The following is a 20736-nucleotide window of genomic DNA, read 5'->3' as shown; positions in this document are numbered from 1 at the left end:
GTTTGAGCAACAGGCGTCATCATCAACTGCACGCCTTTCTCCTGGGCCAGAGCTTTTTGCTTGTGCGGATCGGCAGTAGCGATCAGCAGATCGCTTTCACCAGCCAACAATCGCTCAAACGCCCGTTGGTCATTACGTTGCAGATAATCATTTTCATCGGGCACTCCACGATACAGACGATAAAAGGCAGCGGCGTACAATGACCAGCTCTCCTCTTCGCCATCAAGTCTCGGCCAGTTATCTTTAATTCTTATGTCCGGCCAGGCCTGCCAGGCGATGGTTAATAACCGCTCCGTATGAGCATCATTCATTGTTACCGATGCAATATGTGCGGGACGAAATAACATCATGGCAATAGACAGAATCAGGCATCCCCACATGGGTAAAAAAATATGCTTCCGCGCGGTGGGGAAAGTAAGCAGAGGATTCGCCCAGCGATCTGCCAGATAATATCCAGCCAAAAAGAGAAACTGAACCGTCAGGGCTACCACCGTCCCACCATATAATATTCCATTGTATAGCGCGGTCCATTGATAACCTGCGTAAATTATCATCAGGTAATAATGAATTCTGACCAGAGTATCCACCAGATTAAGATGACTAAATATCGCCACCAGCAGCCAGACAACAGAATAATAAAAGATTGGCGCCGAGAGAACCGCGTAGCGTAGAGTTTCACTCTCCGCAGGACGGATGAGATGTCGCCAGCCGTAGCCTAGTGATAATGGTGCCGCAAGGCCCATAATCGCCGCCACAATAAGCAATAGATAAGAGAAGCCCAAATAAGGGATTATTGACGTAAGAATAAAAACAACAAAACTCGCCGCCAGCGGCAGGAAAAAAAACACCATCAACAAAGTAGCAATAATATATTTTAAATTCCCTTTCATACTTTCCTACTCCTGTATTTTATACAACGGCACATAGCCCACATCCTGCACCAGGCGCTGCCCCTGCGGACTGACAAACCAGTCGACTATTTTTTGCGTTTCCGGCGTTGGGTTTTCACGAGTCACCATATAGAAATCAACGCTATATGGATAAGCGCCGTTACGAATATTGTCTACCACAGGCGCAATGCCATCGATCGCCAGCAGTTTGATATTTTTATCCGCGTTCATTTTCGTCGCGTAGTAGCGAAAGGTGTAGCCAATCGCCCCGCGGACGTTCTGATAATCCGCGACATACCGCATAATGCCGCTCATGCTCCGCGCCACTTCGGTCTCTTTTGCTGGAAGCATCGGCGTATCTTTCATCACTTCGAGAAGCATCGCGGTCTGGCTGCCTGAACCTTCCGGGCGCTGCCAGACCTCAATTTCACGATCGTCGCCACCGACGTCGCACCAGCAGGTTATTTTGCCGCTAAAAATGTCGCGAACCTGCTGTTGAGTTAATGAATCTACCGGGTTATCCGCTCGGGTAATAAAAACAAACGCCTCGCGGGCCACGGGCGTATAAAGAAGATTCAGTTGTGCATCCTGGGCGCGCCTTTTTTGCTCATTGGAGGGCTGGCCGACGAAAATAATATCGGCGTTGCCCGCAATTAGCGCCTCATACGCCTGCGGTGTGGTCCATGTAGCCAGATAGTCTCGCTCAATTTCATACATCTGGGTCTCAGCCGGAAAGGTATTCAGAGCAAAAAATGCCGAAGCGTAAAGCGGGTACATCGCCGTGGCACCATTTTGCCGCGGCCAGCGTTCGTTAAATCTAAAAGGGGGCGCGCCATGCAATGCTACCAGCCTGCTATTCGCGATATTAGGGCGGTAATCCCATTGGCCAGTATATTCACGCACGGTATCCCGCTTAGTCACGCTGGCATATTTATCAGCACGTAATTTTGCCTGCCAGGCGGCGACAATACCGAACGCAACGAGCAGCAGCACAATAATACGCCGCCACCTCATCGCTCGCGGAGTGTCGATAATATGGCGGTTTCGCCAGTAGCACCCAAACGTAAAGCAGATCTGCGTACCCACGGGGATCGCCACCATCGCCCACAGCCAGCCAAGCGATAGCACAACAAGATTAATGTAGTACCAGGGGAAAGCTCCCAGCATCAGATAGTTGTAGTAATAAAAACGGGTACGACGAAAGCTCAGGTCATGGTGGTTCAGGATAAGAACCCAGGCGATTAAAACCAGCAGCGCGGGAACCAGCAGCACGCATTGCCGCGCCGCGCTGTTAGCTTCTGGTCGCGTAAATCTGGCCCATAACCATCCCAACCCCAGCATCACGACCGCGCAGGGAACATAGAATATTACGGGTTCTTTCTCGATCGGCCACGGAGTGAAAAACGACTCTGTCTTTAGCAACAGCATCACCGCCAGAAAAGAGACGCCGTGCGCCAACAACGGCACGCCGACCAGCGACAATAACAGCGAACACAAAAACCGTTTCATCGTTACTTCCGCATTTTATACAACGGTACATAGCCGACGTTCTGTACCAACAGCTGCCCCTGCGGACTGACAAACCAGTCGACTATTTTTTGCGTATCTGCCGTTCGATCTTCGCGAGTCACCATATAAACATCCGTTGAATACGGCCAGGTTCCATTACGAATACTCGACTCCGAAGGATAAACACCGTTTATCGCCAGCAGCTTGATGCCTTTATCACTGTTCATCTGCGTGGCGTAATAGCGGAAGGTGTAGCCGATGGCGCTATGGGTATTTTGATAGTCCGCCACCTCACGGAGCACCTTGCCCATCCCCCTCGCCACTTCAGTTTCCCTGGCTGGTAACATCGGCGTTTGCTTCATCACTTTCGCCAGCATTACTGTCTGACTGCCGGAGTCCGCAGGACGCTGCCAGACCTGTATCGCCTCATCGCTACCGCCCACCTCGTTCCAGCGGGTGATTTTGCCGCTAAAGATATCGCGCACCTGCTGCTCGGTGAGTGAGTCCACCGGGTTATTGGCATTCACAATAAAGACGAAGGCTTCGCGAGCGAAAGGGGTATAAGTCAGCTTAACGTTAGCCTCTTGCGCTCGTTTCTTCTGCCCTTCGGAGGGCTGGGCAACAAAAATAATATCGGTTTTATTGTCGATGAGTTTTTGATACGCGATCGGCGTTCGCGAATTTTGCAGGCAGCAGCTTCGAATGTCATAAAACGATGTTGTATCGGGAAATGTATTCAGCGCATAAAAAGCCGAGGCATAGATGGGATAGGCCGCCGTTGCGCCATCCCATCTCGGCCAGCGTTCACTAAACTGAAACGGCGCTTTATCCTGAAGGCGGGTAAGCTTATTGCCAGACACATCTGGGCGATATTTTCCCAATGTATCAATGACCTCACTAACGCCATACCGTTTATCCATATGCACGTATTTATCCGCACGCTGTTTGGCCTGCCACAACGCAGCCAGGCTCAACAACGCCAAAATCACCACCATACTCAAACGGTAACGCCGCCCATTTTCAGACACCGTTTGCTGACGGCTACGCCAGTAATATCCCAGCGTAAAGCCAATTTGCGAGCCCACGGGAATCAGCACCATTCCCCAGTACCAGCCGGAAAGCAGCGCAATCAGATCGACTCCCCACCAGGGGAGAGACCAGAAAAAAAGATTTGTATAGGCTTTGCTAACAAAGCTATACCCGGTGTACTGCATAATCGCCACCCACGCCACCAACACCAGCAATGCAGGCAACAACAGCAGGCAATGGCGAAAAGGAGTGTTAAGCACGGGCCTGGTGTACCGCGCCCACAGCCAGCCGATGATAAGCATCACCACGCAGCCAGGGGTAAACACAAACCACAGGAACGTCTCTTCAATCGAGACATCCTTACCTAATGCGAGCTGCATTTTAAAAGAGTAAAATGCAACAAAATTAATCAATGACGCTAAAATAAACGCAATGATGTGCGCCAATATCGGCACGCCGATAAACGCCAGCACCAGGGTTTTCAACCAGTTCTTCAATTCTTCAACATCCCTTTATTTCGCCACTGGATACAGCGGCACATAGCCCACATCCTGCACCAGCCGCTGCCCCTGCGGACTGACAAACCAATTCACCAGTTTTTGCGTTTCCGGCGTCGGGTTTTCACGAGTGACCATATAAACATCCGCAACGTAGGGATAAGTCCCGTTATGAATATTTTCTACTGAGGGTGCGATGCCATTGATTGCCAGTAGCTGAATATATTTGTTGTCATTCATCTGGGTTGCGTAATAGCGGAAGGTGTAGCCAATCGCCCCACGCGTATTTTGATATTCGGCGACCTGATTAATTACGCCGTTCATTGAGGTTGCGACTTCCGTCTCGGTTGGCCGCGCCATCGGCATACCCTGCATCACCTTGGCTAACATTATCGTCTGGCTACCGGAATCCTCCGGGCGCTGCCAGGGCTGGATAATCTTATTCTCCCCGCCTACATCGCTCCAGCGAGTAATTTGCCCGCTAAAAATATCGCGGATTTGCCCTTCGGTAAGCGACTGAACGGGATTTTCGTTGTTGGTAATAAAAACAAAAGCCTCACGAGCGAAGGCGGTATAAATCAGTTTTACACCGGATGCTTCCGCCCGTTGTTTTTGTCCTGCGGAAGGTTGAGCGACGAAAATAATATCGGTTTTGCCCGCGATAAGATTATTCCAGGCTTCAGGCGTGCGTGAATTTTGCAGATACTCCCATGACCGGACATCAGCAGGTAATACGCTCAAGCCATAAAACGCTGACGCATACAGCGGCAACGCTGCCGTCGCCCCGTCCATTCGCGGCCAGTTATGCATTAATTTTAATTCAGACTCCCCCTGCAAAGCAGTGAGCTTGCTATTTTCGGCAGGTTCAAAATCACCGGAATTAATACGTTCGCCGATGGTACGCGGGGAATCATTCGAAGGGTATTTTTCGCTATATTGCCATGCCTGATAAGCCGCATAGCTGCTCAACAACGCAATAATGACCAGCATGATACGCCGACAACAGCCGGCATTACCGGTGCTCAAGTTCAGGCGCGATCCGCTATATCCCAGCATAAAGCAAAGCTGTGTTCCGACCGGAATAACGACAATGCCCCAATACCAGCCGCTCAGAATAGATATGACGTTAACACCAAGCCAGGGCAGCAGCGTTATGGTCTGCCAGATAGCCCCAATATTGCGAAAACTCAGCCCTGCCCACTGCAGTAGAATGATCCAGGTCAGAAGCGCCAGCAGCGCGGGTAAGAGCAGCAGGCAATCACGCCATTCAGCCCTTTCTTCCGTTATATTCTCATGCGCCCACAGGCGACCGCTGGCAAACATTGCGCCGCCGCCCAGCATAAACATCAGCAGCGTTGTAACATCCGAGACGCGGGTGGGGACGTTAATGCTATCCTCAACAATGGCAACCAATGCCCCAAACGTCCCAACCACGAAAGCAACCACATGCGTTAATATCGGCACGCCAATAAATGCCATGACTATCGACAACAAAAGCCATTTTGCGTTTTTCATTTTTCCATCCGCAAATCCCTGCTATGGCCGGAGTATAAGCCGTCTGTCCTCTTCTCCCTCCCCTGCACTTATCTGAAATAACGGCATAAAAAAACGGGGCCATCATTTGGCCCCGTTCTCAAGGTTTAACCCACTACAGCCTGACCGGGTCGATATGCCAGATATGGTCGGCGTACTCTTTGATCGTACGATCGGAAGAGAAGTAGCCCATATTGGCGATATTCAGCATCGCTTTATTGGCCCACTCTTCCGGATGACGATACAGTTCGTCCACCTTATCCTGACAATCCACATAGCTGCGGTAATCTGCCAGCACCTGATAGTGGTCGCCAAAGTTAATCAGCGAATCCAGCAGGTCGCGATAGCGGCCCGGCTCCGACGGACTGAACAGACCGGTGCCGATTTGCGTCAGCGTCTGATGCAGCTCTTCATCCTGCTCGTAGTATTCGCGCGGTTTGTAGCCACTGGCTCGCAGCGCTTCAACTTCTTCCGCGGTATTACCGAAGATAAAGATATTGTCTTCGCCGACGTGCTCCAGCATCTCAACGTTAGCGCCATCCAGCGTACCGATAGTTAACGCGCCGTTGAGCGCGAACTTCATGTTGCTGGTCCCGGAGGCTTCCGTTCCCGCCAGCGAAATCTGCTCAGAGAGATCCGCCGCCGGAATGATCAACTGCGCCAGGCTCACGCTGTAGTTAGGGATAAACACCACTTTCAGCTTATCGCCAATCTGCGGATCGTTATTCACCACTGCCGCCACGTCGTTGATCAAATGAATAATATGCTTGGCCATGTAGTAAGCCGAAGCGGCTTTCCCGGCGAAGATATTCACTCGCGGCACCCACTCGGCATCAGGATCGGCCTTAATGCGATTGTAGCGAGCAATCACATGCAGCACGTTCATCAGCTGGCGTTTGTACTCGTGAATACGCTTGATCTGCACGTCAAACAGCGCTTTCGGGTTCACCACCACGTTAAGCTGCTGGCCGATGTAGTTCGCCAGCCGCTGCTTGTTCTCAAGCTTGGCCTGCCGTACCGCTTTATTCACCGTCGGATAGTCAATGTGCTGCTCCAGCTCCTTAAGCTGGCTCAGGTCGGTACGCCAGGTACGACCGATATTCTCATCAAGCACTTTCGACAACGGCGGGTTGGCCACCGCCAGCCAGCGGCGAGGCGTCACGCCGTTGGTGACGTTGGTAAAGCGCATCGGGAAAATTTTCGCAAATTCAGCGAACAGCGACTCCACCATCAACCGGGAGTGCAGCTCAGACACGCCGTTAACCTTATGGCTGACAACCACCGCCAGCCAGGCCATGCGCACGCGACGACCATTAGACTCATCGATAATCGATGTGCGGCCCAACAGCGCGGTATCGCTGGGATACTGTTCCTGCAAGGTCTTCAGGAAGTAGTCATTAATCTCGAAAATAATCTGCAAATGACGCGGCAGGATTTTACCCAGCATCTCAACAGGCCAGGTCTCCAGCGCTTCGCTCATCAGGGTATGGTTGGTGTAAGAGAAGACCTGGCAGGTCACCTCAAACGCCTCATCCCAGCTGAACTTATGCTCGTCAATCAGCAGGCGCATCAGCTCAGGAATCGACAGCACCGGGTGGGTGTCATTGAGGTGAATGGCGATTTTATCCGCCAGATTGGCGTAGGTTTTATGCAGCTGATAGTGACGGCTGAGGATATCCTGCACCGTCGCCGAAACGAGGAAATATTCTTGACGCAAGCGCAGCTCGCGCCCGGAATAGGTGGAATCATCCGGATAGAGCACGCGGGAGACGTTTTCAGAGTGGTTTTTATCCTCTACCGCCGCGAAGTAGTCACCCTGGTTGAATTTCCCGAGGTTAATTTCGCTACTGGCCTGGGCGCTCCACAAACGCAGCGTGTTAGTGGCGTCGGTATCAAAGCCAGGGATAATCTGGTCATAGGCTTCGGCGAGGATCTCTTCGGTTTCCACCCAGCGCGAGTTTTTACCTTCCTGCTGAATACGTCCGCCAAAACGGACTTTATAGCGAGTATTATGGCGCTCAAACTCCCACGGGTTACCATATTCCAGCCAGTAATCCGGGGACTCTTTCTGTCGTCCATCGACGATGTTCTGCTTAAACATGCCGTAGTCGTAGCGAATACCATAACCGCGGCCCGGTAAACCCAGCGCCGCCAGAGAATCGAGGAAGCAGGCCGCCAGGCGACCCAGACCACCGTTGCCTAAGCCGGGGTCGTTTTCTTCGTCAATCAGCTCTTCAAGGTTCAGCCCCATCTCTTCCAGCGCGTTGTTGACGTCGTCATAGATCCCCAACGACAGCAGCGCATTAGACAAGGTTCGGCCAATCAAAAACTCCATCGACAGGTAATAGACCTGACGAACCTCCTGCGAAAGCTGGGCGCGGTTTGAGCGCAGCCAGCGCTCCACCATGCGATCGCGAACGGCGAACAGCGTGGCGTTGAGCCATTCATGCTTGTTAGCGATAGCCGGATCTTTGCCGATGATAAACATCAGTTTATAAGCAATAGAGTGTTTTAACGCCTCAACGCTCAGCGTGGGTGATGAGTAGCTAAAAGGTACATTCATAGCGTTGGCTCCTGGTTACAGCAAGCGCTGATAAAGTTCGCGGTAAGAATTTGCGGCAACCTGCCAGCTAAAATCCATATTCATCGCCTGACGCTGAACGTAGCGCCAGAGCGACGGGCGCGACCACAGAACGAATGTGCGTCGAATAGCCCTCAGTAACGACACGGCGTTACTATCTTCAAAAACAAACCCGGTGGCGAGACCGTCAGCAAGGTTTTCCAGCGAGCAGTCGGAAACGGTATCCGCCAGACCGCCCGTGCGCCGAACCAGCGGCAGCGTGCCGTACTTAAGGCCATACAGCTGAGTTAGACCGCACGGCTCAAAGCGGCTCGGCACCAGAATCACATCCGCGCCGCCCATAATGCGGTGCGAGAAGGCTTCATGGTAACCAATCTGCACGCCAACTTTGCCAGGATGCTCAGCGGCGGCGGCAAGGAATCCCTCTTGCAGCACCGGATCTCCGGCCCCCAGCAGCGCCAGTTGGCCTCCCTGCTCAAGCAGGCCCGGCAGCGCTTCCAGCACCAGGTCCAGCCCTTTCTGGCTGGTCAGTCGGCTGACAACAGCAAACAGCGGCGCTTTGTCATCCACCTTCAGCCCCATGGCGATTTGCAGCTGACGCTTATTCTCGGCCTTCTCTTCCAGACGATCGCGGTCATAGCGTGTGGCCAGCAGCAGATCGTTTTGCGGATTCCAGATTTTATCGTCAACACCATTGAGGATCCCTGACAGACGACCCTCATGCTGACGCTGGCGCAGCAAACCTTCCATTCCGTAGGCAAACTGCGGCTCGGTAATTTCGCGAGCATAGGTCGGGCTAACCGCCGTAATGTGGTCGGCATAATAAAGACCGGCTTTCAGGAAGGAGATCTGACCGTTAAATTCCAGACCATGAACGTTATAGAACGACCACGGCAGCTCAATGTCATTCATATGCCATGAGTAGAACATGCCCTGGTAGGCCAGGTTATGTACCGTAAAGACCGACTTAGCCGGATGGCCGCGCGCCGCCAGGTATGCAGGCGTCAGGCCCGCATGCCAGTCGTGGGCATGGACGACATCAGGACGCCAGAATGGGTCCAGGCCGCAGGCCATCTCGCTGCCCACCCAGCCCAGCAGCGCAAAGCGCAGCACGTTATCGGTATAAGCATGCTGATGGGTATCGTGGTAAGGGCTCCCTGGTCGATCGTAGAGATGTGGAGCATCAATCAAATAGATGCCCACGCCGTCAAAATGTCCGAACAGCAGGGTAACAGGACCGGCAAAGGTCTCCCGGCGAGTCACTACCTGCGCATCGGTAATACCGCGGCGGATATCAGGGAACGCGGGCAGCAGCACGCGGGTATCGATGCCCTGTGCAATTTGCGCCGCAGGCAGCGCGCCGATCACATCCGCCAGTCCACCGGTTTTTAACAGCGGGAACATCTCCGAACATACATGTAATACCTGCATTAGCGCTCCTGTGGGTACCCCAATTTCCGCAGCATGTCGCGGGTGACCAGCACGATACCTTCTTCCGAGCGGTAGAAACGACGTGCATCCTCTTCCGCATTTTCACCGACAACCATACCTTCCGGGATCACGCAGGCGCGGTCAATAATGCAGCGACGCAGGCGGCACGAACGGCCAACCCAAACCTCTGGCAACAAGACTGCCGAATCAATGTTACAGAATGAATTCACCCGCACGCGCGGGAACAGCACCGACTGAACGACCACGGAGCCGGAGATAATGCAGCCGCCGGATACCAGTGAGTTCAGCGTCATCCCATGACTGCCTGAGCGGTCCTGGACGAATTTTGCTGGCGGCAAAGGTTCCATATGGGTGCGAATCGGCCAGTTCTGATCGTACATATCCAGTTCCGGGGTCACCGAAGCCAGGTCGAGGTTGGCTTTCCAGTACGCTTCAAGGGTACCGACATCGCGCCAGTACGGCTCAGACTGCGGGTCTGACTGCACGCAGGAGAGCGGGAAAGGATGTGCATAAGCCATGCCAGCTTTGGTTATCTTTGGAATGATGTCTTTACCAAAGTCATGACTGGAGTTCTCATCGCCATCATCTTCCTCCAGCAGCTCATAAAGGTAATCCGCATCAAAGATATAGATACCCATGCTCGCCAACGATTTGCTCGCATCCCCCGGCATCGCCGGTGGGTTAGTCGGTTTTTCGACGAAATCGATAATCTTCTCGCTTTCGTCAACCGCCATCACGCCAAACGCCGGTGCTTCTTCAATGGGCACTGGCATACAGGCCACAGTGCAACGCGCCCCTTTTTCGACATGGTCGATCAGCATGCGTGAGTAGTCTTGCTTGTAAATATGGTCGCCCGCAAGGATCACCACATACTCCGCCTTATAGCGGCGGATGATGTCGAGGTTCTGCGTCACCGCATCCGCCGTGCCACGATACCAGTTTTCGCCCTGCATCCTTTGCTGGGCGGGCAGCAGGTCGACAAATTCGTTCATCTCTTCATTGAAGAACGACCAGCCGCGCTGGATATGCTGCACCAGAGTATGTGATTGATACTGGGTGATGACGCCGATGCGGCGAATACCTGAGTTAATACAGTTAGATAACGCAAAATCGATAATACGGAACTTACCGCCGAAATGGACAGCAGGTTTCGCACGTTTATTGGTTAAATCCTTCAGACGGGTACCACGTCCCCCGGCAAGGATCAGCGCAACAGATTTGATCGGCAACTGACGTGCCAGCATCAACGGATCGTTCTTTTCTACCCCAACCATAATTAACTCCTTTTTTACTCCCCAGCTTGCCTGCCCTTCTCGCCGCGCCGCCGCTTCGAGACCAACCGGAAGCCTCGAGGTTTACGACCTTTGAAATACGCACACTCCGTGCGCGGGCCCATGCCAGACAGCCATAATGACCGGATTATCCTCTCCGGCGAAAGGTGGAATGGCGCGCCATTCCCCCGCAGGTAAAACCATCTCCGCCACCTCAGGGGTAGCATTGAGCGTTATCAACCAGCGATCGGACAATATGATCTGCATGCGCGGTGCACCATGCTGCCATTCATTGGCAGACAGCGGCTGCGCATTCTGGTTTAACCAACGAACACTGCCGTCACCCTCCTGCCACCAACGATTAGCGGTTAATGCCGCAATACGTCGGCGCAGATGAATCAGCGCGGCGGTGAACGCGGTCAGCCCGCGGTTCGTATGGTTCCAGTCCAGCCAGGTCAACGCATTGTCCTGACAATAAGCATTGTTGTTGCCATGCTGGCTGTGACCCTGTTCGTCACCCGCCAGCAGCATAGGCGTTCCTTGCGCCAGCAGCAGCGTCGCCAGGAGGGCGTGGACGCTGGCACGGCGCCGTTCAATCACAGCAAGATTCCCTTCTAATCCCTCTATACCATGATTGTTGCTGTAGTTATTGTTAGTCCCATCGCGATTCTCTTCGCCGTTTGCCTCATTATGTTTCTGATTGAAACAAACGCAGTCGCGAAGGGTAAAACCATCGTGCGCGGTGACCAGATTGACCGCTGCCGCAGGCTGCCGTCCATTGCGCTGAAAAACATCGCTGGAGGCAGCAAACCGCTGAGCGAAATCGCCCAACGAGACATTTTGTTGTAACCAGAAACGACGCGCGGTATCGCGGAAATGGTCGTTCCATTCAGCAAACAGCGGCGGAAAATTACCGACCTGATAGCCGCCGGGGCCAATATCCCAGGGTTCAGCGATCAGCTTCACTTCCGCCAGGCGCGGGTCGTTCCGGATAGCCTCAAACAACGGTGCATCCTGACGAAACTCCGGCGTGCGCCCCATGACTGACGCCAGGTCAAAACGAAAACCATCAACGTGACACTCATCCACCCAAAAACGCAGACACTGACGGGCATACTCAACCACGCCCGGATGGCTGAGGTTGATGGTGTTCCCGCAGCCGGTCCAGTTGTGATAATCACCGTCTTCTCTGATCCAATAATAGCTACGGTTGTCGATTCCGCGCAGGGAGAAGGTCGGCCCTTCAAGATCTATTTCAGCGCTATGGTTCAGCACCACGTCGAGGATCACTTCAATGCCCGCGGCGTGCAGGGCTTTTACCGCATCGCGAAACTCATTGAGCGCCCGTTCCGGCTCGCTGGCGTAGCGCGTATCGAGGGCGAAAATCGCCAATGGGTTATAGCCCCAGTAGTTGCTTAACCCCATCCGCTGAAGACGCGGCTCGCTGGCGAACTGCGCCACCGGCATTAACTCTAGTGCAGTAATACCCAGCGTGCGGAAGTAGTCGATCATCACCGGGTGACCCAAAGCCTTGTAAGTGCCGCGAATCGCCTCGGGTAGTTCAGGATGCAGGTACGTCAGACCTTTGACGTGGGCTTCATAAAGGACCGTCTGACCCCACGGCGTGCGCGGCGGCTTATCACCGCGCCAGTCGTAATGCAGATCGATAACCCGCGATTTCGGCGCTATTGCCGCGCTATCGCGGTTATCGGGGTCGCAATCGCCGCCATGAAGACGCTCATCATCAGGCAGCACGCCGTCAACCTGATGGCAGCAGGGATCGAGCAGCAGTTTCGCCGGGTTAAAGCGGTGCCCCTGCGCCGGGTCCCACGGGCCGTGGACGCGGTAGCCGTAGCGCAATCCCGGCCCGACATCAGCGAGCCAACCGTGCCAGATATCGCCACTGCGCGTGGGCAGGTCGACACGCCGTTCGTTGCCCTGCTCATCGAACACACAGAGTTCCACCCGCTCCGCATGGGCGGAAAAGAGGGCGAAGTTCACTCCCTTACCGTCGTAGCAAGACCCCAACGGCGCGGGCTTTCCTGCCGTGAGCACGATCATTGTGCCTCCCGCACCAGCCACACCGTCGCCAGCGGCGGCAGCGTGATCGAGAGAGAGTATTCACGGCCGTGGCTGGCAATCGCTTCGCTTTCAACAACCCCACAGTTACCTGTATTGCTGCCGTGGTAATGCATGGAGTCGGTATTCAGCTCCTCGCGCCATTTCCCCGGCTGGTTGATACCAAAACGGTATTCATGACGCGGCACCGGGGTAAAGTTGCTGGCCACGATGATTTCATTACCAGACTTGTCACGACGGACAAAAATAAATACCGAGCGCTCATGATCGTCGACCACCAGCCATTCGAAGCCGTAAGGGTCAAAATCCAGCTCGTGCAATGCTTTATGGTGACGATAGGTATGGTTCAGGTCGCGCACCAGCCGCTGAACGCCGTGGTGCCAGTTATCACCGCCCTCCAGCAGGTGCCAGTCGAGGCTCCCGTCATGGTTCCACTCACGCCCCTGAGCGAATTCATTGCCCATAAACAGCAGCTTTTTACCCGGGAAGGCAAACAGCCAGCCGTAGTAGGCACGCAGGTTGGCGAACTTCTGCCAGGCATCACCCGGCATACGGTCAAGTATCGATTTTTTACCGTGCACCACTTCGTCGTGGGAGAGCGGCAACACAAAGTTCTCGGTGTAGTTATAGAGCATGCCGAAAGTCATCTTGTCGTGATGATGGCGACGATGCACCGGATCTAACTTCATGTAATCGAGAGTGTCGTGCATCCAGCCAAGGTTCCACTTAAACCAAAAACCCAGACCACCATCAGATGAAGGGCGAGATACGCCAGCAAAATCGGTCGACTCTTCCGCCATCGTCACCGCGCCCGGCGTTTGTTCGCCCAGGACCCGGTTGGTATTACGCAGGAACTCAATCGCTTCAAGATTTTCCCGACCGCCGAATTCGTTCGGCACCCACTCGCCCTCTTTACGGCTGTAGTCGCGATAAATCATCGATGCCACCGCATCGACCCTCAGCGCATCAATGCCAAAGCGCTCAATCCAGTACAGCGCATTGCCAACCAGGAAATTACTGACCTCGCGGCGACCGTAGTTGTAAATCAGCGTGTTCCAGTCCTGATGATAACCTTCACGCGGGTCGCTATGTTCATACAACGAGGTGCCGTCAAACGACGCAAGGGCAAAATCATCCGATGGGAAATGACCCGGCACCCAGTCAAGGATGACGTTAAGGCCAGCAGCATGTGCGGCGTTGATAAAGTAGCGGAAATCTTCCCGAGTGCCGAAACGGCGGGTTGGCGCATATAGCCCGGTTGGCTGATAGCCCCAGCTACCGTCAAACGGATGTTCATTAACCGGCAGCAGCTCCAGATGGGTAAAGCCCATCCATTTGGCATACGGCACCAGTTGATCGGCCAGCTCACGATAGCTCAGCCAGAAATTGTTATCGGTATGGCGACGCCAGGAGCCGAGATGAACTTCATAGATAGATATTGGCGCATCAAACCCGTTAGCCTGTTTACGCGCCTGCGGCTGCTCAACTTTTTCCGGAAGCCCGCAGATAAGCGAAGCGCTGTCCGGGCGCATCTGCGCTTCAAAAGCGTAAGGGTCAGACTTCACCCGTAGCTTGCCGTGGGCATCAATAAGCTCGAATTTATACAGTTGGCCGTTCACGGCTCCGGGAACGAACAGCTCCCAGATACCGGACTCTTTGCGCAGACGCATCGGGTGGCGGCGGCCGTCCCAGTAGTTAAACTGGCCGACGACGGAGACCCGGCGAGCGTTCGGTGCCCAAACTGAAAAACGCGTCCCAATGACGCCGTCCATGGTATCGGCGTGCGCACCCAGCGTTTCATACGGGCGCAGATGCGTGCCTTCCGACAGCAGCCATACGTCCAGATCCTGCAACAGAGGGCCGAAACGGTAAGGGTCGTCGATCAGGTTTTGCTGGTCATGCCAGGTCACGGCCAACTGATAGCGAAAAGGATTTTTACGTCGCGGCAGAACGCCGCTAAAGAAACCGCGCGAGTCAAGGCATTCAAGCTTGCCGACTTTGCGTCCGGTTTTCGGTTCAATGACCCACACATCGGTGGCGTCAGGTAATAATGCGCGAACTTCCAGCCCGGCTTCGGTGCAATGCATACCAAGTACGGAAAAAGGATCCGCAAAATGGCCAGCGATAAGCGCATTAATCACGTCCCTATCAATACGATTAGACATGGTTTCATCCTGTTGTAAGTGCCGCCTTTTCCTGCATCCGGCGACTTTTTTTGACCTGAACGGCGCAGCACAATGTGCATCCTCCTGCTCCGTCCCACCTTCAGGTAAGGAGACATCATTGCCCCTTACTTAAAGCATAGCCAAGGCTGCGTTACCTCCGTTGGGAAAAATCAAACATCCGCGTTTACTCCTTGTATTACGCAAAAAAAAGGGGTGTTCTATCACCCCTTTTTGCTCATCCTGTTTTTTTATGCCAGCTGTCGTAGCATGCGGCGTAGCGGTTCAGCTGCGCCCCACAAGAGCTGGTCACCGACGGTGAAGGCCGACAGATACTCAGGCCCCATGTTCAGTTTACGTAAGCGACCCACCGGGGTGGTCAAGGTGCCGGTCACGGCAGCTGGGGTCAGCTCACGCATGGTAATGTCACGATCGTTCGGAACCACTTTGGCCCACGGATTGTGCGCAGCCAGCAGTTCCTCAACGGTCGGGATTGAAACATCTTTTTTCAGCTTGATGGTGAACGCCTGGCTGTGACAACGCAGCGCGCCAACGCGAACGCACAGGCCGTCTACCGGAATCGCCGAAGCGGTCGCGAGGATTTTGTTGGTCTCCGCCTGGCCTTTCCACTCTTCGCGGCTCTGACCGTTATCCAGCTGTTTGTCGATCCAAGGGATCAGGCTGCCTGCCAGCGGTACGCCAAAGTTGTCCACCGCCAGCTCGCCGCTGCGGGTCAACGACGTCACTTTGCGTTCAATATCCAAAATGGCGGAAGCCGGATTCGCCAGCTCTGTCGCGACATGGCTATGCAACTGCCCCATCTGAGTCAGCAGCTCGCGCATATGCCGCGCGCCGCCGCCGGAAGCCGCCTGGTAAGTCGCCACGCTGACCCACTCAACCAGATCCTGAGCAAACAGGCCGCCAAGGGACATCAGCATCAGGCTGACGGTACAGTTACCACCAACAAAGGTCTTCACACCGTTGTTCAAGCCAGCGGTGATAACATCCTGGTTCACTGGGTCAAGAATGATAATCGCGTCATCTTTCATGCGCAGCGAAGAGGCCGCGTCAATCCAGTACCCCTGCCAACCGCTTTCACGCAGCTTCGGGTAAATATCGTTGGTGTAATCGCCGCCCTGACACGTGACAATAATGTCCAGCGCCTTCAGTGCTTCCAGGTCAAACGCATCCTGAAGCGTGCCACCGGTACTGCCACCAAAAGATGGAGCAGGCTGCCCCAACTGGGAGGTGGAGAAAAAAACAGGGCGAATGGCGTCAAAATCGCGCTCTTCAACCATGCGTTGCATCAGGACAGAGCCGACCATTCCGCGCCAGCCGATAAAACCAACATTTTTCATAACGTATTCCTGCGAGGTGTGTGCTGTTTGTGCCAAGCCAGTTTCCTACTGGTTAATCCCTCACATTACAAAATGCAGCTAAAGTCGCAAGTGAAATTAATCAATGATTGCCAGGCAATCAGTAACGCAACTAATTCTGCATCGTGGCTACCATCATTGGCGTCCCGGAAAACTGTAATGATTATCAGGGTATTTGTATTGCGAAGGGAATATTTTCTCGCGCTATTTTATTGATCCGGATTATGGATCAGGGCGGAAATTCAGTAGCTTTAATCTTCCTGACAAAACCCGACAAACCCAGTGCTGGCGCGGGTTGATGATATCTGTGACGTTCGTCGTATTTCTCATCGTGGGGATTTAAGTGGGGGTAAAACGAAGGATTTCGAGTAAAAAAATTTGGTGGGGAAATCTCACCCGGCGTCGCTTTGCTCAGCCGGGCATTATTTCTTACATTTAACTCAACAACGTGAACGCAATCATACCAACAATCGCGCCGACGGTGCCGAGGATGGTTTCCATCATCGTCCAGGTCTTCAGCGTTTGCGCTTCGGTCGCGCCGGTAAACTTACCGAACAGCCAGAAGCCCGCGTCGTTCACGTGGCTGACCACAATAGAGCCACCGGCGATACAGATAGAGAGCGCTGCCATCTGCGCGCCGCTGTAGTGCAACTGTTCGATAACCGGCATCACCAGGCCAACGGCCGTCAGGCAGGCGACGGTCGCGGAACCCTGAATAATACGCACCGCCGCAGCCAGCACGAAGCAGGTGATCGCAATCGGCAGGCCCATGCCGGTCAGCGCTTCGCCCAGCGCCGGACCCACGCCGGAGTCAACCAGTACCTGTTTGAACACACCACCCGCGCCGATCACCAACAAGATAATCCCCGCTGGCTGGAGCGCATGGCCGCAAATCTCCATCACCCGGTCTTTCGCCATCCCCTGACGTACCGCCAGGCCATAGATAGCCACCAGGCAGGCAACCAGAATCGCAGTAAACGGATGGCCGATAAACTCAAACCATTCGTAGGCGGTAGAACCTTCCGGTACAAAGCGCGCGGCGATAGTTTTCAGGCCAACCAGCACTAACGGCAGCAGAATTAACGACAGGCTGAAGCCGAATGACGGCATTTTGCCTTCACCAAGGTGCGGCTCGCTAATATCATCAGGGATGTGCAGCTCAACGTAGCGGCTAATAAAATTGCCCCACAGCGGCCCGGCAATGATCATCCCCGGAATTGCCGCGCACAGGCCAATCAGGATCATCCAGCCAAAGTCGGCGTGCATCTGCGAAGCCAGCAGCATCGGCGCAGGCCCCGGCAGAAGAAATGCCGCAGCAGCAGCCACCCCGGCAAACAGCGGGATCACCAGCTTCACAAGGTTGGTACCGGTATGGCGCGCCATCGAGAAGGCCACGCTAATCAACAGAACAATCGCGACTTCAAAAAACAGCGGCAACGCGCAGATAAGCCCGGCCAGGCCAATCGCATAATGAGCGCGGCTGTGACCGAAAGATTTCAGCATCTTGACGGCAATCTGGTCGACCGCGCCGGTTTCATGCAGGATTTTACCGAACATTGCCCCTAACGCGACGACGATTGCCAGAAAGCCCAGCGTGCCGCCCATGCCTTTTTCCATCGTCGCCGCGATTTTATCCAACGGCATTCCGGAAAAAAGACCTGCTCCAATAGAAACCACCATCAAAGCCACGAAGGCATGCATACGCGCCTTCATAACTAAAAACAGCAGCAGCAAAACGGAGCCGACTGCTGTTAAAACAAGCGTTAATGTACTCACTAGTTACTGCCTTTGTTGATCACCTCAATGGTGCTGGCGACCACGCCTTCCAATGACTGGTCGATATCGACGATTAAAACATCGCTTTCTTCTGTGCCCGGTTCTTGCAGCGTTTCAAACTGCGTCACCAGCATCTGGGTTTTAAAGAAGTGGCCTTTGCGCGCCTTCAGGCGTTTTTCAATAACCTCGAAATCGCCTTTCAAGTAGATAAAGGAGAGGTTCGGGTTACCTTTACGCAGGATGTCGCGGTAGCTCTTTTTCAGCGCAGAACAGACAATCAGCGACACTTTGTTGGTACGCTGCATGGCGAATGCGGCATCGTTCAACGCCTGCAGCCACGGAGTGCGGTCGTCATCGTTTAACGGTTCGCCCGAAGCCATCTTGTTGATGTTGCTGCGTGGATGCAGAAAGTCGCCGTCGAGAAACGCGGCATGCAGTTGATGCGCCACTTCGCTGGCGACGGCGGATTTACCACTGCCGGAAACGCCCATCAGGACATAGATGTGGTGATCATGGTTAGTCGTGCTCAAAGCTTCCTCCCACTGGACACATACGCGCAGCCTGGCTGCTTTAAAAGGCATGAAATGCTCGCGTACAGATTAATTGTTACGGGTAACTGTTATCGGTAACATTGTCATGCCGGACTTGTGGAGAAGCAATAACCATTCGTGCCAGATGTGAATATGTGTGATCTACTTCAAATTTGTCAGTTTAAATAGATCCACCCGGTGACAATGTGAAACCTAAATCTAACATCTTAGGCGTCACTACTTCACCGCGAATGCGTGCCAGCAGACGTTCAGCGCCAATACGCCCCATACGCTCACGCGGCGTGAGAACGCTGGCCAGACGCGGCTCCATCACCTGGCCGATATCATGACCGTGGAAACCGGCAATCGCCATATCATCAGGGATTTTCAGCCCCAGGCGCTGACACTCGAACGCCGCGCCAACCGCCAGGTCGTCGTTAGTGCAGAAGATACCGTCGAGCTGCGGATATTCGCGACGCGCCTGGCGCATCAGCTCAATTCCCGATGAAAAAGAGGAAGACTGTTCGACCATCACGCTGTAGGGCATCATCCCGGCATCAAGCATCGCCTGCTCATACCCCTTCTGTTTGATGATAGTACGTTCGTCGAGACGTGCGCCAAGATAGGCAACGTGGCGGTGGCCGTGATTGATGATCGCCGCGGTCATCTGCCGGGCCGCTTCGAAGTTATCAAAGCCGACGGCAATATCGAGGCACGGCGACTGGCTGTCCATCAGTTCGACAACCGGGATCCCGGCCACTTCAATCATTTTCAGCGTGCGCGGCGTATGGCTACGTTCGGTGAGGATCAGGCCATCGATGCTCCAGGAGAGCATCGATTCCAGGCGTTTTTCTTCCATTTCCGGCTTATAGCCGTAGTGCGCTAGCATGGTCTGATAACCAAAAGCGTCAGTAACGCTTTCAATACCACGCAACACTTCCGAAAAGACTTGGTTGGTTAACGAGGGCAGCAGCACGCCAATGGCGCGACTGGTGGCATTAGAGAGGATGTCAGGGGCGCGATTTGGAATATAACCCAGTTCATCGAGAGCAACGGCTATCTTGCCACGCAGCGCCTCGGAAACCTGTTCCGGGTTACGTAGATAGCGACTGACCGTCATTTTGGTCACGCCGACAAGATCGGCTACATCCTGAAGTACGGGTCTTTTCTTTTTCATCGTCCTGACTGTGATAAATGGGAAACATTTTCTCAGTTTATCACGGACAAAGCGCAACCTTCCCGGATGTTTGGGAAGGGTGCGCAATTTATTTAGACTTCTTTAGAAATGAATCATACCGGCGGCAGATCGAACAGCAGTATCTCACTATCGCTATCGGCGTGTACGGAAATCGCCTGCTCATCCCAAATCGCCAGACCATCGCTGGTGGTCGCTTTGGTCCCATTAATGGTCACTTCGCCTTTCACTACCTGAATCCACACGCGACGTTCGGCGGCAATCTGATGCACTGACTGCTCATCTTTCAGCAGCGCCCAACGGTACAACTCCATATCCTGAAACACTTTCAGCGAGCCATCACGTGCATCCGGTGACAACACCAGTTGTTTGCCCTGCGCGGCGTCAAAGCGACGTTGCTCGTAACGCGGGGTGATGCCATTTTTTTCCGGCATGATCCAGATCTGATACAGGTGCAGTTTATCGGTGTCGCTCGGGTTGTACTCAGAGTGACGGATCCCGGTGCCTGCGCTCATAATCTGGAACTCACCCGCCGGAACCTGCTCTTTGTTACCCATGCTGTCCTGGTGTTCAACCGCGCCTTCCAGCACATAGGTCAGGATTTCCATGTCTTTATGCGGATGGGTACCGAAACCCTGGCCTGCATCAATCACGTCATCATTGATCACGCGCAGCGCCGAGAAGCCCATAAAGTTCGGGTCGTAATAGTTAGCAAAAGAGAAAGTATGCCAGGAATCCAGCCAACCATGGTTAGCGTGACCGCGTTCGTTAGCTTTGCGTAAAAAGATCATGTTGCACCCCCGTATGTTTTCGATGGATTAAGTGTGGACCCAATCCCCAAACGATCATAGAGGGT

General features: G+C 53.9%; 13 protein-coding genes. All 13 read right to left on the bottom strand.

Translation table 11 applies throughout. From position 1 onward, the window contains the following. Positions 1-896: 896 nt before the first annotated feature. The 13 genes from ACMYSL_RS02150 to ACMYSL_RS02090 all read right to left on the bottom strand — a co-directional run bounded on the left by ACMYSL_RS02150 (position 897) and on the right by ACMYSL_RS02090 (position 20671). Complete coding sequence (locus ACMYSL_RS02150; protein ID WP_434661272.1) at positions 897-2399, bottom strand: PstS family phosphate ABC transporter substrate-binding protein; 1503 nt, start codon at positions 2397-2399, stop codon at positions 897-899. A 2-nt stretch (positions 2400-2401) separates the two neighbouring features. After that, entirely contained in the window at positions 2402-3925 is a 1524-nt protein-coding gene (locus ACMYSL_RS02145; RefSeq protein WP_434661271.1) for a PstS family phosphate ABC transporter substrate-binding protein, read from the bottom strand. A gap of 15 nt (positions 3926-3940) precedes the next feature. Further along, entirely contained in the window at positions 3941-5440 is a 1500-nt protein-coding gene (locus ACMYSL_RS02140) for a PstS family phosphate ABC transporter substrate-binding protein (protein ID WP_434661270.1), read from the bottom strand. Positions 5441-5573: 133 nt separating this feature from the next. Further along, complete coding sequence (gene glgP / locus ACMYSL_RS02135; protein WP_110274929.1) at positions 5574-8021, bottom strand: glycogen phosphorylase; 2448 nt, start codon at positions 8019-8021, stop codon at positions 5574-5576. 15 nt (positions 8022-8036) lie between these two features. Beyond that, positions 8037-9470 (bottom strand): glycogen synthase GlgA, encoded by a 1434-nt coding sequence (gene glgA, locus ACMYSL_RS02130; protein WP_142513338.1) that lies wholly within the window; start codon positions 9468-9470, stop codon positions 8037-8039. After that, entirely contained in the window at positions 9470-10765 is a 1296-nt protein-coding gene (glgC, locus tag ACMYSL_RS02125) for a glucose-1-phosphate adenylyltransferase (protein ID WP_181484625.1), read from the bottom strand. Before glgC ends, glgA begins: the two co-directional genes overlap by 1 nt. Positions 10766-10846: 81 nt before the next feature. Continuing rightward, the gene (gene glgX / locus ACMYSL_RS02120) at positions 10847-12823 is read right to left on the bottom strand and encodes a glycogen debranching protein GlgX (RefSeq protein WP_434661269.1); all 1977 of its coding nucleotides are present in this window, start codon (positions 12821-12823) and stop codon (positions 10847-10849) included. Next, the gene (glgB, locus tag ACMYSL_RS02115) at positions 12820-15006 is read right to left on the bottom strand and encodes a 1,4-alpha-glucan branching enzyme (RefSeq protein ID WP_182235150.1); all 2187 of its coding nucleotides are present in this window, start codon (positions 15004-15006) and stop codon (positions 12820-12822) included. Before glgB ends, glgX begins: the two co-directional genes overlap by 4 nt. A 248-nt stretch (positions 15007-15254) precedes the next feature. Next, complete coding sequence (asd, locus tag ACMYSL_RS02110) at positions 15255-16361, bottom strand: aspartate-semialdehyde dehydrogenase (protein ID WP_112214801.1); 1107 nt, start codon at positions 16359-16361, stop codon at positions 15255-15257. Between the two features lie 453 nt (positions 16362-16814). Next, complete coding sequence (gene gntU, locus ACMYSL_RS02105) at positions 16815-18155, bottom strand: gluconate transporter (RefSeq protein ID WP_004854994.1); 1341 nt, start codon at positions 18153-18155, stop codon at positions 16815-16817. Continuing rightward, the gene (gene gntK, locus ACMYSL_RS02100) at positions 18155-18685 is read right to left on the bottom strand and encodes a gluconokinase (protein WP_110275063.1); all 531 of its coding nucleotides are present in this window, start codon (positions 18683-18685) and stop codon (positions 18155-18157) included. Before gntK ends, gntU begins: the two co-directional genes overlap by 1 nt. Before the next feature lie 181 nt (positions 18686-18866). After that, entirely contained in the window at positions 18867-19862 is a 996-nt protein-coding gene (gene gntR, locus ACMYSL_RS02095; RefSeq protein WP_434661268.1) for a gluconate operon transcriptional repressor GntR, read from the bottom strand. 113 nt (positions 19863-19975) lie between these two features. Further along, entirely contained in the window at positions 19976-20671 is a 696-nt protein-coding gene (locus ACMYSL_RS02090) for a pirin family protein (protein WP_110274922.1), read from the bottom strand. Between the last annotated feature and the right edge of the window lie 65 nt (positions 20672-20736).

The sequence above is a fragment of the Klebsiella sp. MISC125 genome, assembly GCF_051131775.1.
In the GTDB taxonomy this organism is placed as follows: domain Bacteria; phylum Pseudomonadota; class Gammaproteobacteria; order Enterobacterales; family Enterobacteriaceae; genus Klebsiella.
The sequence above is the reverse complement of the archived record's forward strand: the minus strand, read 5'-3'. Positions and strand labels throughout refer to the sequence as shown.

Excerpts from the sequence above, each read along its gene's own strand:
- gntR (WP_434661268.1), bottom strand. The coding sequence starts at position 19,862 with ATGAAAAAGAAAAGACCCGTACTTCAGGATGTAGCCGATCTTGTCGGC.
- ACMYSL_RS02090 (WP_110274922.1), bottom strand. The coding sequence starts at position 20,671 with ATGATCTTTTTACGCAAAGCTAACGAACGCGGTCACGCTAACCATGGT.
- glgC (WP_181484625.1), bottom strand. The coding sequence starts at position 10,765 with ATGGTTGGGGTAGAAAAGAACGATCCGTTGATGCTGGCACGTCAGTTG.
- glgX (WP_434661269.1), bottom strand. The coding sequence starts at position 12,823 with ATGATCGTGCTCACGGCAGGAAAGCCCGCGCCGTTGGGGTCTTGCTAC.
- ACMYSL_RS02150 (WP_434661272.1), bottom strand. The coding sequence starts at position 2,399 with ATGAAACGGTTTTTGTGTTCGCTGTTATTGTCGCTGGTCGGCGTGCCG.
- ACMYSL_RS02140 (WP_434661270.1), bottom strand. The coding sequence starts at position 5,440 with ATGAAAAACGCAAAATGGCTTTTGTTGTCGATAGTCATGGCATTTATT.
- glgP (WP_110274929.1), bottom strand. The coding sequence starts at position 8,021 with ATGAATGTACCTTTTAGCTACTCATCACCCACGCTGAGCGTTGAGGCG.
- glgA (WP_142513338.1), bottom strand. The coding sequence starts at position 9,470 with ATGCAGGTATTACATGTATGTTCGGAGATGTTCCCGCTGTTAAAAACC.
- asd (WP_112214801.1), bottom strand. The coding sequence starts at position 16,361 with ATGAAAAATGTTGGTTTTATCGGCTGGCGCGGAATGGTCGGCTCTGTC.
- glgB (WP_182235150.1), bottom strand. The coding sequence starts at position 15,006 with ATGTCTAATCGTATTGATAGGGACGTGATTAATGCGCTTATCGCTGGC.